The organism is Pseudomonas sp. GW456-12-1-14-TSB6 (assembly GCF_059424205.1).
Genome location: NZ_JBWKZE010000037.1, coordinates 22,521 through 41,434, shown reverse-complemented (window position 1 = coordinate 41,434; position 18,914 = coordinate 22,521). Strand labels below are relative to the sequence as shown.

The window sequence follows — 18,914 nt, the reverse complement described above, 5'->3', positions numbered from 1 at the left end:
CCTACTTTTTCATGATGCCGGTGAACAGTTCCGACTCCAGAAACCGCTGCAACCAGGCCTGCAACCGCACGTAAGGCGTCTGCGCAAACCAGTCTCGATCAACGTGAGCAAACTGGCGAACGAACGGCAACAGCGCGATATCGGCAAGGCTCGGATGCCCGGCCAGCAAGTAATCGCGACCCTCGAGCAACTCATCCAGTTTCTGCAAGAACAGAGCACCTTCCGCCCGATAAACCTCCATCGGCTGTTCCGGATAACGTTCGGCGTACTTGTAGCGATTCAAGTGCACCTTGAACACTTGATCGTTGGCCTCGATCAACTCGGCGATCCTTGAATCGCCACCCAGCAACCAGTTATCCGGATCGTTCTGCGCCAGCGCCCAGTGCATGATTTCCAGGCTCTCATCGATCACCTGACCGTCCGCATCCAGCACCGGCACCGTGCCCTTGGGCGAGATCGCCAGCATCTGGGCCGGTTTGGCCTTGAGGCTGACTTCGACGATCTCCACCGGCACGCCCGAATAACGCAGGGCCATCCGTGCCCGCATCGCGTACGGGCAGCGGCGGAAGGAATACAGCGTGTTCATTTCACCTCCAGCGTGCTCAAACCGTTGCCTTGTCGCTGCACCTGAATCTGTACCGGAATCCGTTCGTGCATTTCCTGTACGTGGGAAATCACCGCAACCTTGCGCCCTTGAGCCTGCAAGCCGTCGAGGGCGTCCATGGCCAGTTGCAGGGATTCCGGATCGAGACTGCCGAAGCCTTCGTCGATGAACAGCGATTCGATCTTCAACGTACTCGACGCCATCGAGGCCAGACCCAAGGCAAGGGCCAGCGACACCAGAAACGTTTCGCCGCCGGACAGCGAATGCACCGAGCGCAGTTCGTCGCCCATCTCCGTGTCCATCACCAGCAGGCCGAGCATGCTGCCGCCGCGCTTGAGGCGGTAGCGCTTGACCAGTTGCCGCAGCTGCACGTTGGCGTGATGCACCAGCAGGTCGAGGTTGTAAGCCTGGGCGATCTTGCGGAAGGTGTCGCCAGTGGCCGAGCCGATCAGCGCATTGAGCCGCGCCCAGCGCTGATATTCGGCATAGGCATCGGCGATCTGCTGCGCGAGCGCTTGATTGGCGTTCTGGCGGCGCTGGTCTTCGGCCTGCTCGGCGCGCAGTTCGGCGCATTGCTGTTCGCTGGCCGTGCACTGGTTTTGCAGGTCGGCGAGGGCGCTGGCGAGTTGTTCGGCGTCCAGGTTGCCGTTGTGTTGGCCCTGATGTTCGAGCAGACGCTGATCGCGTTCCTGCACCAACACCGTGGCCTGTTCAACGGCTTTTTCGTTGCGCTGCAAGCGCTGGCGCAGCTCATCAACTTGCGCGTCATCAATCCGCAGCAGGTCTTCGAGGCCACCGTCATCCAGCTCCGGATGACGGGCGCGCCAGTCGGCAATCTTGCCGGCCAGATCACGATCTTCGGTTTCCAGCGCTTGCAGACGTTCCTGCTGCGCTTTCAGCTCGGCGGCGATTTGCACGAGCTGCGTACGCGCGTCCTGCAGCGCCTGAGTCGTGGTGGATTCGGCGTTGCGTGCCTGTTCCACGGCCTGTTCCAGTTGCTGCTGCCAATGCTCGGCGCAGGTGTGATCGCCCAGCAATTGCGCAAGCTTCTCTTGGCTGGTCTGTTGTTGCCCGGTCAGCGCGTTGAGTTGCTGCTCAGCGTTTTGCAGCTGCTGCACACGGCCCTGTTGGCGGTCCTGTTCTTTCTCGAGCGTCTGCTGGCGTTGTTGCTGTTCGGCCAGCTCTTCCTTCTGCTGATCGACTTGCGCCAGACGTTCGGCGATCTGCCGGTCAAGCTGCATGAAGGTCGCCGCCGGTTCGGCGCGCAGGGCTTCGAGGGTGTCGCTCGGCAGCAGTGTGGCGAAGGCCGCCAGTTCTTCGTCCAGGCGCTGGCGGTCAGCGCCCAGCTCGCGTTGCTGATTGCTCAGGTGTTGGGCCGCTTGCTGGTGCGCCGTCTCGGCCTGACGCAATTGCTGGGTCAGGCGCGCCGCGTCCTGTTGCAGCGTGAGCAGGGCGGTCTGGCGCTGTTCGTCCTGGGTGATGCTCTGGTTCAGCTGTTCATTCTGGCGAGTCAGCCACGCTGCGCGCTTGTCACTGTCCTGATTCAGCAACGATGCCGCCAGCGGATGTGCCTCGATGCTCGGCGTCAGCGCCTGCTGCTGGGCGGCCAGTTGTTCCTGCTGTTGCAGCAGTTCCTTTTGCCGAGCAATCACCCCACCGACATCGGCACGCAGCTCGGTGAGTTTTTCCTTCAGTTGATCGACTGCTTGCTGCGCGCTGGCCTGCTCGTTTTCATCGTGACGGCCGAGGCTTTGCAGCAAGGCTTCCGGCTGGTGGTACGGATGCTCGTTGCTGCCGCAGACCGGGCACGGCTGGTCGTCCTGCAACTGCGCGCGCAGCTCTTCGACACTGGCACTGCGGGCCAGACGCTGACGCTCGAGCAGTTCACGGGTGACGTTGAGGGTCTGTTCGGCGACGGTCAGCTCGGACTTGGTCTTCACCCCGTCCTGGGTCAGGCGCTCGCGTTCCTGTTGCGCATCGAGCTGACGCTGTTGCAGCTCGGCACTGCGTTTGTCCAGCTCCTGCTGACTGGCCCACAGGCGCGTCAGGTCCTCGACGGCGCGCAATTGCTTGCGGTTGTCCTGCAACAGAGTGCCGAGGATGCCGATCTGCTCGGCGACGGCGTCCGGCTCGGCGCCGGCTTCCTTGAACAGCACTTCCAGCTGTTGCTTCTGCGTGGCGAGCGCTTCGCTGGCGCGGGCGGCGTTTTCTTCGAGGGAGGCGAGTTCGCTTTGGCCCTTGTTCAACCGATTGCCGATCAGCATCAGTTGCTGCAAGCGGTCGCGGTAGGCATTCCACGCTTCGCTCAACGGTGCCAAGTGAGCGCTTTGCTCAAGATCGGCGGCAATGCGCTGCAAGCGTTCGGCGACCTGTTTTTGCTGATCGAGCAGGGTCTGGATCGCGCTCTGGCCCTGGGCACAGGCTTGCTCAGCGGCTTGCTTCGCTTCGGTGCCGGACGCAACGTCCTTGGCGAGGCGGGCGAGGGTGCTCTGCTCCTCGAAGGCCTGACGCAACAGCGGCGCGCTTTCGCTCAGTTGCGTTTGCGCCTGGGTCAGGGCGATCTGCGCTGCGGCGAGATCCTGTTCCAGTCGTGTCTGGCGCTCGGTCAGCTCGCCATGTTGCCGGGTGTGCGCGTGGATCTGTGCGGCCAGCGGCGTCAGCTGTGCATCGAGTTCGGTCTTGCGGGCGAACTGGTGCCGTTGCGGGGCAAGTTGTTCCAGGCGGGTGAGCTTCAGGCGCTCGCCGGCCAGCGACTCTCGCTCGTGCTCGGCGCTGCGCAGTTGCTCGGCAGCGGCTTGTTGCGAGTCTTGCAGCCGCAGCAGCTCCTTGAGCCAGTCGTGCTGTTGCTCGATCTGCTTGAGCTGCGCCTGCTGCAACTTCAGTTGTTGCTGGGCGGCATTGAAGCGCTCGTCCAGTTCCGCGCGGGCCTCGGGGGCCAGCGGAGTTACGCCGGTGGCCTGATCCTGCAACTGCTTGTGGGCTTCGCGGGCCTCTTTGGTCTTGTCGAACGCGCGGCGGCCGAGGCGGGTGTAGAGCGCGGTGTCGGTGAGCTTTTCCAGCAGTTCGCTGCGGTCGTTGTCATCGGCCTTGAGAAACGCACTGAATTCGCTCTGGGCCAGCAGCACGGCGCGGGTGAACTGTTCGAAGTTCAGGCCCAGCGCGGCCTCGAGCTGAGTCTTGTACTCGCCTTTCTGGCTGGCGAGCAGTTGATCCTGATCGATGTCGCGCAGGCTCTGACGGCTCGCCTGCAACTTGCCGCCGGCCTTTTCCCGGGCGCGGTTGGCTTCCCAGCGCGCGCGATACCTGCGGCCATCGACGCCGACAAAATCCACTTCGGCAAAGCCTTCACCGGTGCCGCGACGCAGCAGGGTGCGCGGGTCGCCGGTGGCGATTTCGCCGTCGGCGTCCGGCACCTTGGCGTCACGGCTAGTGTTGTTCAAGCGCGGCACAGAGCCAAACAACGCCAGGCACAGCGCATCGAGCAAAGTACTTTTACCGGCGCCGGTCGGGCCGGTGATGGCGAACAGGCCAGCGCTGGCCAGCGGTTCGGCGGTAAAGTCGATCTCGAACGGGCCGGCCAGCGACGCGAGGTTCTTCAAACGAATGGCGAGAATCTTCATGGCTGCTCGCCCTCCATCTGTACGTCTTGCAGCAGTTCGGCGAAGTCCTTGAGGGTTTGCTCGTCGACTTCGCTGCCGTAGTTGTCGAGCCAGGCGCGGCTGAACAATTCCTGCGGCGTGAGCTGGTCCAGTTCAATCAGCGCGCTGCCGTCCTCGGCACCATCAGCGCCACGGTTGCCGGCGTATTCGGCGGCGATCCGCACCAGTCGCACAGCCTTGCCTTGCAGGGCGCTTTCGACCTGATGGCGCAAGTCTGGTTGTGGCTCGTCGAGGCGCACCCGCACTTCCAGCCAAGGCTGGCGCTGGGTTTCGGCCAGCAGGTCGATGTTCGGCAGGTCCGCCAGTTGCAGCAGGATTTCCGCCAGCGGTGCAGGACCGAGGCGTTGCAGATTGACGGAGCGGGGGATCAGCATTGGCTCGACGCTGACCAGGGTTTCGCCGTCCAGAACGACGTCGAGCACCTGGTGCTGATAACTGATTTCCGAAAACGACAACGGGATCGGCGAGCCGCTGTAGCGAATCCGCTCTTCGCCGTTGACCTTCTGCGGCTTGTGCAAGTGGCCGAGCGCGACATAACTGATGCTCGGCCCGAACAGGCTGGCGGGCAGCGCTTCGGCGTTGCCGATGATCAGGCTGCGTTCGGAGTCTTCCGACACCGAGCCGCCGGCCATGTGCGCATGGCTGATGGCGACCAGCGCCTGGCCCGGTTGGCGTTTGGCATTGGCCGCTTCGATCAGCCATTCATGCACTTGGCCGATGCCGCGCAAATAGTTGTCGCCCAGATGCGCGCCGGTGACCTCGGCAGGCCGAAGGAACGGCAGCGCCAGGCACCACGCGGCGATCTCGCCGGACGCATTCGGCAACGGCAACAGCAGACGTTCTGCATCCAGTTGTCCGTCATCCAGCCACAGTACCCGACCCAACGCATGGGTGCGCAAACGCCGCATCAACGGCGCGGGCAGCTCGATCCGCGAACCGGAATCGTGGTTGCCGGCGATCATCACGATGGTCAGCAACGGTTGCTGTTCGTGGGCGCTGACGATGAAATCGTAGAGGCGTTCCTGGGCTTTGACCGGCGGATTGACCGTGTCGAAGATGTCGCCGGCGATCAGCAGCACGTCCGGCTGCGCCAACTTCAATTGGCGCAGCAGCCACTCGAGAAAACAGGCGTGCTCGAAATCGCGCTCCTGGCCGTGCAGGTTCTGCCCAAGGTGCCAGTCGGAGGTGTGAAACAGACGCAAGGCTGACTCCGCAATATAAAGAGGTGATGGCCGCCGGGATGAGAGGGCGGCTAAAGAGGGGAGAGTTTACAGATTATTGCGACGGGAGGTCTGACCGTGGCCGGGACGACGGTCTTATTGACGCTCAGCTTGGCCATGACCGTTCATCGGCAACGCACCGCTGTCGCATTCAATAATTGACGTCAAAATAGTGGCCATCTAATATCGCGCCACTAATTTGATATCAGTGTGCCGCTACGAGGGAACGAACAGGCGTTCATGGCTTTTGCCGTGATCGACTGAGCGACGCTGGATTGCCTTGCGCAACTTTCTCCCTATCCCTTTTCGCTCTGACTGGCGCTGACCGTGCGCCCGTTGGCCCTGTCGCGCCTGCCTTCAAATCGCCCATCCTGCCTGTTGCATTGAGACTTTTACATGGACGTTCGTCAGTACGCCTTTCTTGCTCGCCTGCCATCTGCTGCCGTAAAAAGCCGTGATCAGTTCTGGGGCATGCCCAAGCGCGGGCTGGCGTTTTTGCTGGCCAACGTCATGTTCTGGCAGCCGATGTGGGCACAGGCCGACGGCATTGTGGTGGCCAATCCTGGCACCACCCTCGACCGCGCCGGCAACGGCGTGCAGATCATCAACATCGCCACGCCCAACGGGGCGGGTCTGTCGCACAACCAGTTTCATGACTACAACGTCGGCGCGCAGGGCGTCATCCTCAACAACGGCTCCAACCAGGCTTCGTCAACCCAGCTGGGTGGGTACATCGTTGACAACCCGCACCTGAAAAACAGTGGTTCGGCACAGGCGATCCTCAACGAAGTCATCGGTGGCAGCCCGAGCCAGTTGCGCGGCTACACCGAAGTGGCGGGGCAGTCGGCGCGGGTGATCGTCGCCAACCCGTACGGCATCACGTGCAATGGCTGCGGTTTCATCAATTCGCCACGGGTCACGCTGACCACCGGCAAACCGGTGCTGGATGGCAGCGGTCGCCTGGACCGTTTCCAGGTCGATCAGGGCAGCGTCGCGATCGAAGGCGCCGGGCTTAACGCAACCAATGTCGACCGCTTCGAAATCATCACCCGCAGCGCAAAGATCAACGCCGAGATTCAGGCGAAAAACCTGACCATCGTTGCCGGGCGCAACGACGTCAACGCCGACAACCTCAATGCTACGGCCCGCGCCGACGACGGTAGCACCAAGCCGCAACTGGCCATCGACTCTTCGGCGCTGGGCGGCATGTACGCCGGGGCGATCAAACTGGTCGGCACCGAGGCCGGGGTCGGGGTGAAGCTCGACGGCAAACTGATCGCCAGCGGCGGCGACATCCAGCTCGACGCCAACGGCCAGTTGAGCCTGGCCGAGACCTCGGCTACCGGCGCGGTCAACGTCAAGGCCGCCGGCCTGGAGACCCGGTCTGCGGTGTACGCCGGCACCTCGCTGAACGTACAGACCCAGGGCGACCTGACCAACCGACAGACCCTCGCGGCGCGGGACAGCATCAGTCTCAGTGCGGGTGGTCAATTGACCAACGCCGGGGCGATCGAAGCCGGGGTTAATGCTGACGGTAGTCGCAATGCCAATGGTGATCTGAGCCTGAGTGCGCAAGCCATAGACAACCACGGCAAAGGCCTGGTCGCGAGCCGCAACCTGACTGTCAACGCCGCACAGACTCTGAATAACCAGAGCGGCACACTCAGCGGCCAGAACACTAGTGTTACCGCCGGCACGCTGGACAACCGTAATGCCGGCCGCGTGCTGGGCAGCGCTTCTCTGTACCTCAACGCCGGTCAGGTGCTCAACACCCAAGGCGTCATCAACAGCGCGGGCAACCTGACCGGCACGGTCGGACAGCTCATCAATCGCAACGGTGAACTGAGCAGTCAGGCCGATACCGTGTTGACGGTCACGTCGCTGGATAACGTCGCCGGCCTGATGATGGCCGGGCGGATGCTGGACATCACGGCGTCGGGAGCGATCAACAACACCACCGGCAAACTCGGTGGCAAGACTGCCCTGAACGTGCACGCGCAAAATCTCGACAACAGCCAGCAAGGCCAGTTGATCAGCGAAGGCACGCTGACCACCCGCATCAGCGGTCAGTTGAACAACCAGAACAAGGGCCTGATTCAGGCGAACGGTGCCATGGACGTGCAGGCCACTCGCCTGGACAACCGCGCCGGCAAGATTTCCGGCCTCGACAACCTGATAGTCAGCAGTGCCAACACGGATAACCGGGGCGGGGTGATTCGTTCGGACAAGGCGTTGAAGGCGCTGGTCGGCGAGCTGGACAACCGCGACAAGGGCCGACTCGAAAGCAAAGCGGCACTGACTTTTGAAGGCCAAAAACTGGATAACCGCAATGGCGGCCTGCTGACCTCGACCGGGCTGATGACGCTCAAGGCCGGCGAAGTGAACAACGCCGCTGGGCGAATTTCCGGCAAGGCTGATATCGACGCCAACATCGACACCCTGAACCAGCAGGGCGGTGAACTGGTCGCCGAAGGCAATTTGCTGCTGACCGGCAAAAACCTCGACAACCGCCAGGACGGCCTGGTTGGATCGCTGAAAAACCTGACCGTGAATGTCGAGCAGATCGACAACCGCGGCGGTTCGCTGTCCAGCCAGCAAGCGCTGTTGGTCAACGGTGCGCGTCTGGATAACAGTGAAGGCGGCAAGGTGTTGTCCGACACCACGCTGGGCCTGAAGGTCGCGCAGATCATCAACGCCACCAACGGCCTGATTTTCAGCAAGGGTGCGAGCACCCTCAGTGGCATTGGTTTGAGCAACGTCGGCGGACGGATCGTCAGCCAGGCGGATGTGCAACTGACCCTCGATGAGGCCATGGACAACCAGGGTGGTCTGATCAGCAGCGAAGGGCGGCTGACCCTCAAGACCGGCAGCCTCGACAATCGTCTGGGCAAACTGTCGAGCCTTGAGGCGATGGCATTGACCTCGACCGGCGCAGTGATGAACCAGGGCGGTCTGATCGCTTCGCAAAAAGGCCTGGTGTTCACCAGTGGCAGTCTCGACAACAGCGACCAAGGCATCATCAGCGCCAAGGCTGATTCGACGCTGACCACCGGTGAGTTCAAGAACCGTCACGAAGGCAGCGTAGCCACCGACGGCACCCTGCAGTTGAAAGCCGCCCACCTGGACAACTCCGGCGGGCGCATCGGCAGCCAGCAGCAACTCGACGTCTCGGTCACTTCGCTGGAGCAGGATGGCGGCGAGCTGTTCAGCAACGCCGACCTGACGCTGGACATGAACCACGGCTTGTTGAACAACCAGCGCGGCAACCTGCATACGCCGGGTCAGCTGCTGCTGAAAAACCTTGCCGGGGTGAACAACAGCGCAGGTGAAATCTCTGGTGCGAACGCCTGGAGCCTGAATGCGCAAAGCCTGAACAACGACGGCGGCAAGTTGCTGAGCAACCAAAAGCTGACCCTGGTTGTCGATCAGGCCTTGAGCAACATCAAGGGCCTGATTGCCTCTGCCGGCCTCGACAGCCGCAGTGCCAGCCTGGACAACACCGGCGGCGAAATCCGTGGGCGCGGCGAGGTCGACCTGACCGTGACCGACCTGTTCGACAACCAGGCCGGCGTAGTCATCGCCGACGATGGCCTGCGCGTCACGGCCGCCCGTCTGGACAACCGTCAGGAAGGTCTGGTGGGGTCCACAAAAGCGCTGACACTCACCGTTGACCGCGTCGACAACCGCAGCGGTGAGCTGTCGAGCAAGGCCGGTGTGAGCCTGATCGGCGCCTGGCTCGACAACAGCGACAGCGGCTACATCGCTGCCGGCGGCAATCTGGCGCTGACGGTGGGCCAGGTCATCAACCACAACAAGGGCCTGATGAGCGGCGACAGCGGTCTCACACTGACCGGGCAGACCCTGGAAAACAGCGGTCGTCTGAGCAGCGGCAAAGACCTGGCGATCACCCTGTCATCGGACCTGAACAACAATCAGGGCAGCCTGATCAGCGAAGGCGCACTGGCGATCAATGCCCAAAGCCTAAGCAACAACGGCGGCACGCTCTCCAGCGCCAAAAACCTCACGGTCGACACCCGAGGCGCCGTCAGCAACCAGGGCGGCAAACTGCTCACCGACACCGCGCTGACGATCAACAGCAGTGCGCTGGATAACCAGCAAAAGGGTGTCATCAGCAGCAAGACCGGCCTGAACATCAACACCGGTGACTTCAACAACAGCCAGGGCAGCCTTTACTCGGCCGATCAACTGGAGTTGAACGCAGGTCAAGTGACCAACACCGGCGGTAGCATCGGTGCGGCCAATGCTCTGGTAGCCAACCTCAAGGGGCTCGATCAGCAGGGCGGCAAGCTGTTCAGTACCGGCAATCTGAGTCTTGATCTGAAAGGCGGTGCGCTGAACAACCAGGACGGCTTCGTCACGGCGCCAGGTCAATTGCTGCTGAAAAACCTCGGTGACGTGAACAACCGTGGCGGCGATATTTCCAGCGAGCAGGCCTTTGACCTGATCGCCGCGTCGCTGGACAACAGCGGCGGCCAGGTGCTGAGCAATCAGAAACTCACCTTGACCATCGACAAGGCCCTGACCTCGATCAAGGGCAAGATCGCCGCCGCCGCGTTGCAGATCCGGGCGGCGAGCCTGGATAACAGCGATGGCGGCGTGTTGCTGAGCGACAGCGATCTCGAGGTGACCGTCGACGGCCTCTTGAGCAACCGCAACAAAGGTAGCATCAAGGCGGCGCAGCAGTTGACCCTTAACAGTACCGGTCTGGACAACCAGGGTGGCACGCTGGTGGGCATTGCCGGTCTGGCCATTGATCTGGGCACTACCGCTCAAGACCTGAACAACCAGGACGGCATGATCAGCAGCACAGGTCCGCTGAGCATTGCCAACTTGCGTGACCTCAATAATCAGAGCGGTGTGATCAACAGCAAGGGCGTGCTGAGCATTGCCACGCTGCGTGCCCTGAATAACCAGAAAGGTGAAATCTCCAGCGTCAACAGTTTCAGCCTCACCGGTAACAGCCTGGACAACCGTGGCGGCAACCTGATCAGCAACGATCAACTGACCCTCACTGCGCCCGAGCTGAAAAACCAGGGCGGTCTGATCTCTGGCTGGAAGGGCGTGACCGTCAATGGTGGCACCCTCGACAACAGTCAGGAAGGCAGCGTCTCCAGCCTGCTCGGCAACCTGAACATCGACCTCAGCGGTGCGTTGATCAACCACAGCAACGGCGGGCTGGGCGGCATCGGCGAGGTGACCATCAAGGCCACCCGCCTGGACAACACCAGTGGCACCGTCACCAGCGGTGGCAAACAGACCCTGACCTTCACCGGCGGCACGATCAGCAACGGCGCCGGTGGTTTCATTGAAAGCGGCGACACCCTCGATGTCCACGCGGCCACCCTGAACAACGCCGGTGGCCGGATCACGGCCAGCAAAGCGCTGACCTTCACCGGTACGCAACTGGACAACAGCGGCGGCAGCCTGGTCGGCAAGGACAGCGTCACCCTCGACCTGCTGGGCGCCCTGACCAACGTCAACGGTGCGCTCGGCAGCACCGGGCCGCTGGTTATCAAACGCTCGGCCAGCGTCGACAACCGCGGCGGCCAGTTGCTCAGCCAGAGCCTGCTCGACCTGTTGACCCACGGTGACCTGAACAACAGCGCGGGCGGCACGATTTCGGCCAACGGCCAACTCGACCTCAAGGCCGACGGCACCCTGCACAACAACGCCGACGGCCTGATCTCCAGCCGCGATGGCGCCGCCAACCTGACCGCCGCCGCGCTGAACAACGGCAAGGGCGCGGTGCAGAGTTTCACCTCCATGACCGTGAACACCGGCACCGGGGCCATCGACAACCAGGGCGGTAAACTCATCGCCCAGACCGGTGACCTGAACATCACCGCCGCCAGCCTCGACAGCCGGGGCGGGGTGCTGTCCAGCCTCAAGGGCTTGCTGCAAACCCGTCTGACCGGTGTATTGCGCAACGGCCAGGGCGGCAAGATCGAAGGCAGCCGCCTCGACCTGCGCGCCCTCGGCGGCATCTATAGCGACGGCGGCCGTATTGCTGCCAACACCGGCGACATCCTGCTGGATGCCGGCGCCAATGCGCTCGACAACAGCGCTGGCGGCATCTACGCCAAAGGCCAGGTGAAAGTCAGCGCCGGCTCGATGAACAACAACGCCGGCCAGGTCAGCGGCAGCGTTATCGACCTTGGTGCCGGGACAGGTCTGAGCAACCGTGGTGGTCTGATCGAAAGCGCCGGCACCCTTGCTGTGCGTGCCACCAACCTCGACAACCAGAGCGGCAAGCTGCGTGCCCTGGGCACCAGCGGCAAGACTGACTTCCAGATCGGCAGCCAGTTCGACAACCGCAACGGCCTGGTAGAAACCGCCAACACTCATTTCACTCTGGCCGCACCAAGCTTCCTCAATGCCGGCGGTTCGGTGACACATGTCGGATTGGGCGAGTTCGGTATCTCCACGGCTAACGTGATGAACGCCGGCGGCTCGCTGGTGACTCGTGGCGGTCTGACGCTGAACGCGGACAGTTGGATCAACAGCAGCGTGATTCAGGCCGGGCGGCTGACGGTAAATGTCGGCAATTTCGTACAAACCGCGAGCGGTCAGTTGCTGGCTTCGAACCAGTTGGTGGCGCGCGGCGGTAACTGGACCAACGACGGGTTGATTGCCAGTGATGGCAGTATGGACTTCCAGATCGGCGGCGCTTATGGCGGCAATGGTCGGGTCAGCAGCCTGGGAGACATGATCTTCACAGCAGCGCAACTGGGCCTGACCAGCGCTTCGAGTATTGGCAGTGGCGGTCAGGGCACATTCAGCATTGGTGGCCTGCTGAACAATGCTGGCGGACGACTGACGTCCAACGGTGCGATGACGATCAACGCCGGTGGCGTGAGCAACACCGGTACCTTGGGTGCTGCGCAGAATCTGAAGATCAGGACGGGAAGCCTTGTGAACGAGCGAGGTCTGCTCTTCAGTGGCAGCAACATGAACTTGCTGCTCAATGACTTCACTAACCAGAACGGCAATGTCTACAGTCTCGGCAATCTGACGATCACCGGCATGGACGGCGGTCGGGCGAATAACGTTAACAACCGCGCTGCCACGATCAATGTGGACGGTGACTTTTCGCTGTCTGCCAACAACTTCAGCAACAAGACCGAAGGCGTCCTTGGGCAGGAGAAGCTCGTTTCAGGTGATATCACCTATCAATGTATTGGCGGCGAATGCAAGTGGCTCGATTTCTTTGTCGAGGAACATTACGAGTCTGAGTCCATCATCAGTGGCGAGCAGGCAGTTGTGTCCGTTGGCGGAAATGTAAACGCAACCGTCGGCAATTTTTCCAATTTCGCTTCGATATTCTCTGCGGGAAAAAATATCAAGCTTGACGTCGACACATTTGATAACACAGGGCTGGAATCTGGAAGCTATACAAAAACTCTTATCTATTCAGGCAGAAACCGTGATTTTGATGCGTTTTTTGACGATACCACCGGCCTGATCACGGCTTATGCGCGAAAAAATTCGAAATACGAACACGAATATTCGTTCTATTCATGCGGCGGACAGGATTGGCAGGGCTGCAGCCTAGGCAGCATTCCCCTCAACAGACAGACAAAAACAACGCTCAACCCTTATTTCGGCCAAGGCCCTGACGTTCCAGTTCCGGCGAAACTACTGGAATACGCGCAAAAACCGGGTGGTGGTATCACTTACACGAGCAAGGGTGGAGCCTCCGCGATCATCCAGGCCGGCCAGGCTGTGGAGGTCAATGCTAAGACGACCATCAAAAACGGCACCTTGCAGGCCTATACAAACTTCGCCCCCGTTGCGAAGAATGCACCGCAAACGGGGCCGAATGCCGGAGCGACAATTCCGGTCATCCGCATCAATTCCCAGCTGCCGCCGGACCTTGCGCAACAACAGGTCAACCCGCTGTCCTTGCCGGGCTTCACTCTGCCAACCGGCGAGAACGGTCTGTTCCGTCTCAGCCACAAGGGCGGTAGCGAACAAGACCTGGTAGCCAATCGCGACTGGACCATCGGCACCATTGCCGCCAGCGCCACCCAGCGTTCGGACGGCATGCCCGCACGCTCGGCGACCGCGTTGCAGTTCGACCAGAACGACCCGGTCTCGAAGAAAAAACGCGACCTGGCCTTGAGCGGCGTTCCCTCGCTGAACCTCAACGACAAGACCGCACAGTTCAACGTGGGCCCGGTGGCCGGCGACGGGCCGGTCGGCGTACTGGCGCCCAACCGTGGCCAGGTTTCGTTCGACGTACCACGCGTACAGGGCCTGCCCGACACCAGCGTGCGCTCCAACCCGCACAAATACCTGATCGAGACCAACCCGGCGCTGACCAACCTCAAGCAGTTCATGAGTTCGGACTACCTGCTGGGCAAGCTCGGCTACGACCCGGACACCAGCGCCAAACGCCTGGGTGACGGCCTGTTCGAACAGCGCATGGTGCAGCAAGCCGTTGTCGCTCGCACCGGACAGCGTTTCATCGACGGCCAGACCTCCGACGAAGCGATGTTCAAGTACCTCATGAACAACGCGGTCGCCAGCAAGGATCAGCTCAACCTGTCGCTCGGCGTGACGCTGACCGCCCAGCAAGTGGCGGCACTGACCCATGACATCGTCTGGCTCGAAGAGCACGAAGTGAACGGCGAAAAAGTCCTGGTGCCGGTGCTGTACCTGGCCCAGGCCAACAACCGCCTGGCGCCGAACGGCGCGCTGATCCAGGGCGGTGACGTGACCCTGATCGCAGGCGGCGACCTGAACAACGCCGGCACCTTGCGTGCCTCCAACAATTTGTCGGCCGAGGCCGGCAACAACCTCACCAACACCGGCCTGATCGAAGCGGGCGAACGACTGACCCTCAAGGCCGGCAACGACATCATCAACAAGTCCGGCGGCATCATCTCCGGCAAGGATGTCAGCCTGACCGCCACCAACGGCAGCGTGATCAACCAGCGCGATGTGTTCAGCATCGACGGCAACCGTGGCGGCAACCTGTTCCACCGCGATGTACTGGACAACGCCTCTCGAATCGAAGCAGCCAATGACCTGACGATCAAATCCGGCAAAGACATCAACAACATCGGCGGTGTGCTGCAAAGCGGCCGTGACATGACGCTCGACGCCGATCGCGACGTCAACATCACCTCGGTGCAGGATCGCAGCACCACGGGGCGGGGCAGCAACTTCCTCAATCAGACGATTACCCAGCACGGGGCTGAGGTGAAGTCCGGGCGGGATCTGACGATCAGTGCCGATCGTGATGTGGCGGTTGTGGGTAGTCGGCTGGATGCGAAGCGGGATCTGAGTATCGATTCCGGTAACGACATCATCATCACCTCGGCGGCCAATGAAAGCGACTACGTTGCGCGTGGCAAGAGGTTCGCCAACGAAACCCACAGCATCACTCAACAAGCATCCGTACTGAACGCCGGGCGGGACGTTGCACTGAAGGCGGGCAACGACCTGGGCATCATTGCCAGTCGTATCAAGGCAGAGGAAAACGTCAGCCTGGATGCGGATCAGGACATCACGGTTGCTTCCGCCAAGGACGAGAGTTCGTCCTACTACTACAAGAAGAAAAACGGCTCGTTCGGGCGCAGCAAGACGACCGAGCGCCAAAGCTATGAAAGCGAGAATGTCGCCTCGGTGATCGAGGCGGGCCGCGACCTCACCGTTAACACCTCCAAGGATGAGGATGGCTCGGTCAGTCTCGATGGTGGACGCAACGTCACCATCATCGGCAGCCAGTTGAAGGCCGGTAATGACCTGGTGGTGGGGGCAACTCAGGATGTGGCGGTACTTTCCGCCACCGAAGAATCTGGCTCCTACAGCAAGAAGACCAAGACCGGGCTGTTCGGTATGTCGAAAAGTGGCAGCAGCCAGTTGCAGACCGCTGTGACACAGGTCGGTAGTCAATTGGATGCCGGACATGATGCGGTGATTCTGGGGGGGCGAGATGTTCGTCTGAACGCCAGTGAAATCAGCGCCAAAAACGACGCCGAATTGCATGCCGGTCTGGTAGACAAGGAGGGCGATATCACCCTGTCGTCCGCAGATGATCAGGCCTACAGCCGTGCAGAGGAATACAAGAAAAAAGTCGGTCTTTCGTTGAGGGACGCTATTGGGTGGGCTGCCGGAACGCCTGGGTTCGGTGCCGACATGACATTCGCAACTTCTCACAATAGGGGACGTGAAGTTGTCAGTGCTGTGAGTGTCGGAAGTCAGGTCAGTGCCGGCAACGATGCGTTTCTCAATGCGGCTCACGATATTAACGTCATTGGCAGCGGGATCAGTGCCGTCAACAACGCTTCGCTCGATGCAGGTCGCGATGTCAATGTGGTTGCTTCGATTGACAGTCAGCGCAGCAACAGCTGGGAGACGGACAAGAGCGTTGGTATCAAACAGACTATCGACAGCAACGCGTTCACGACGTTCGTCGGCGGTGAAACCGTACAGCATGGCGTCAATAGCAAGGGATACACCGCTGCGAGCAGCGCCATCGATGCCGGGATGAACATCAATGTAAACGCCGGTCGCGATATCAACCTGCAAGGGTCCGACGTGGTGGCGGAGAACAATATCCGCTTCAAGGCCGAACGCAATATCAATATCGATGCCAAGGAAGAGGCTAGCGAAGTCACCATCCGTGACAGCATCAAACGCAACGGCATAACGGTGAGCACCGCCTATAACATCGGCAATACGATCGATGGGCTCAAAGGGACGGGCAAAGGCGAAGACGGAGTCAGCAAAGGTTCAAGCGTACTGAAAGCGGTTGATACCCTTGATCAGTTCTTCAGCGGGCCGAAGTATGACGGACACATTGGCGCATCCAGTGTCAGTTCCAGTAACACTCAGACCTCCGTGACACAACGGCCTTCGACACTTTCGGCAGACAATGACATCTCGCTGGACGCCGGAAACAACGTCAATGTCATCGGCAGCCGGTTCAATGCCGGGCGTGATATCAACGTCAAAGGCAAAGACATCACCTTCGATGTCGCGCATGGCTCGCAAGACAGCTCCGGACATTCGACTCAGAGCAAGGGCGGTGTGAAGGGCGGTACCAACGGTGGCTTCAAGCTGGGTGTGGGTGTCAGCAATGCGGGTACCGAGGACAAATCGACTCAAGGGACTTCGACGGCGACTCAACTGAATGCCGGCGGCAGTATTAACCTGGATGCCAAAAACGATCTGACCCTGATAGGCACCCGTGCGATTGCCGAGCGGGACATTTCCCTCAAGGCCGCTAACGATCTGAACATTCTGTCGGCGCAAAACGCCTATGAGAGTTCACACGATCGCCGTAGCTGGGGTGCCGAAGGCGGCATCATCGCCGGCCAGGATGGATTCGGCGTTTATGGCTCGGCAAATGTCGGTATCGGCGATCTGAACCGCGAGGGCGTGAAGCAGCAGGAAGCGTACCTGTATGCAGGTAACAAGCTGAACTTCGAAAGCAAGCGTGACACCACGATTGCTGGCGCCACTCTGCGCGGTGATGAAGTCCTTGGAGATGTAGGACGCAACTTAACCGTGTCCTCTGTTCCGAACACCGGCAAGGTCGAGGGCAAAGAGTTCGACGCCAGCCTGACTGTCGCGTTCAGCATCGGTGCAACGGTCAGTGGTTCGCTGGGTTACGGCGAAACCAACGGCAAAACCAATTGGGTCGACAACCAGACGGTTATCAGCGGCAAAAGCAAAGTCGATATCCGTACCGAAAAACATACTCAACTTGATGGTTCGGTGGTCACTGCCGACAACGGCAACCTCAAGCTCGACACCGACACCCTCGGCTACCGCAACATTACCGGCAAGGATAATGAGCACGGCTACTACTTGAACGTAAGTGGTAGCTACACGGGAGCCAGTGCCAACGGTGGCAGTGGTGGCGCTCAGGCCGACAAACCCAACAAAGGGATGGAAGGAGAGAGCAAGAGCAGTTGGGCAGTTGAGGGTTACAAGTACGACAAGGATCGTCAGCAGACGCTCAATGCCACCGTGGGGGCGGGGCAGATTGTTGTACGGCACGACAAGACCACGGGGCAGGACTCCACGAGCGGTCTCAATCGCGATGTGAACAGGGCGTATGAGATTACCAAGGACGAAGAGCATCGTACGGATCTGTATGTCAGCAGCAGTTCCATAGACGCGATCAGCCATCCTGGAAAGACGCTCGATAAATGGGAAAACAGCGTTACCGACTTTACGGAAAATCAGAAGGTACAAGCGACCCAGGTTTACGATGCTATAAAAAACAACTGGAATAAAATCCAGTCGCAACATGTAGATATTAATGATGTTCCGAAAAGTATTAGTAAAGAGTTTGGAGAAGAACGCGCTCTAGCGATTGCAAAAAATATCGTTCGCGCTGGTGGCGATCTTGAGGCGCTGGAATCTCTCGATCCTAATATCCTGAAAGCGTTGGTGGACTTTGCCGATAAAGCGGCAGTGTTCGATGGCAATCTGAACTCTTGTATCGAAAATAAAACTTGTACGGTCAAGGGGCCTGATGGCTGGAAGCCGGGAATGCCGTATGAAATCGGCGTGACGGTGACCAGTAACCTTCCGCGAAATGCAGGTGAAGCGATGCTGAGTCCGCTCGTTTCAGCATTGAAACTTGCGGATAACCTTCCGAAGGAACAGATTCAGGCTATCGGGCTTTCCATTCAGGCCATCATGGGGCCGTTTAAACTGGTTGTAAGCCTCGCTGCCCAGGCTGCCCTGAAGGAGGCGTTTGGCCCTGAGTATGAAAGGGTAAAGGAAGAGTCGGCGATCAATTTAGCTGCCTTCTTGACTGATCGTGATCCAAAGACACTGAAAGAATTTAACGACGCGGATAAAAAAGACGTCAATAGTGTTCTGAAAGGCGATCCTTATGTGAAGGCTGCCGAGTTTCTTATTGACTCTGCGTTGGGAGAAATCAAGAATCTTGGAATCCGGCAAGTTAGCCGGGTGCTGTCAGTTAATGCTGGTAGTGGAGCACCGCCGAAAACCTCCACAAGCGGGTTTCAGTTAACATTTGATAAAGCTACCAGAATCTGGACGACGCCGGCAGGCTTGGAATATGGTCGAGGAACCAGGCAGGGCACTAGAATCAATCACGTCCTGGAACACGCCAAGCCGAATCCGAACAAGCAAAACCACACTGTTTTCAGTATGGATAGAAAGGAGATACTGGGTGTGGTTGACGAGGCCTGGACGAAGAGAGGGAATCCAGTGGCGAACGATCCTGGGGCCTATATTGTGCCGATGGGGCGAGTGGTGGGGACCGCGGGAGAGACTAATGTAAAAGTCGTTGTCATACCAGGAACCAACACAGTACTTACTGCCTATCCAGTTCCATAGAGAGGTGTATATGATTTGCCCAAGATGTGAGCAGGACGACGTTATCAAAGCGATGATAAAAGCGAATAAGTCGATTATTTT

At 60.0% G+C, this 18,914-nt stretch carries 4 protein-coding genes; 1 reads left to right on the top strand and 3 read right to left on the bottom strand.

The genetic code is table 11. The annotated features are described in order from the left end of the window. Nucleotide 1 precedes the first annotated feature (1 nt). The 3 genes from AC07Y2_RS25505 to AC07Y2_RS25495 are packed head-to-tail and all read right to left on the bottom strand — an operon-like array spanning nucleotide 2 to nucleotide 5,465. Nucleotides 2–586 (bottom strand): glutathione S-transferase, encoded by a 585-nt coding sequence (locus AC07Y2_RS25505; RefSeq protein ID WP_103387179.1) that lies wholly within the window; start codon nucleotides 584–586, stop codon nucleotides 2–4. Beyond that, the gene (locus tag AC07Y2_RS25500; protein WP_103387180.1) at nucleotides 583–4,224 is read right to left on the bottom strand and encodes an AAA family ATPase; all 3,642 of its coding nucleotides are present in this window, start codon (nucleotides 4,222–4,224) and stop codon (nucleotides 583–585) included. Before AC07Y2_RS25500 ends, AC07Y2_RS25505 begins: the two co-directional genes overlap by 4 nt. After that, entirely contained in the window at nucleotides 4,221–5,465 is a 1,245-nt protein-coding gene (locus AC07Y2_RS25495) for an exonuclease SbcCD subunit D C-terminal domain-containing protein (protein WP_007959327.1), read from the bottom strand. The genes AC07Y2_RS25500 and AC07Y2_RS25495 overlap by 4 nt, the downstream gene beginning before the upstream one ends. A gap of 414 nt (nucleotides 5,466–5,879) precedes the next feature. On the opposite strand from AC07Y2_RS25495, the gene AC07Y2_RS25490 reads away from it, so the two are divergent. After that, nucleotides 5,880–18,833, top strand: coding sequence for a hemagglutinin repeat-containing protein (locus tag AC07Y2_RS25490; protein ID WP_103387181.1), 12,954 nt, complete (start codon nucleotides 5,880–5,882; stop codon nucleotides 18,831–18,833). Nucleotides 18,834–18,914: the final 81 nt, after the last annotated feature.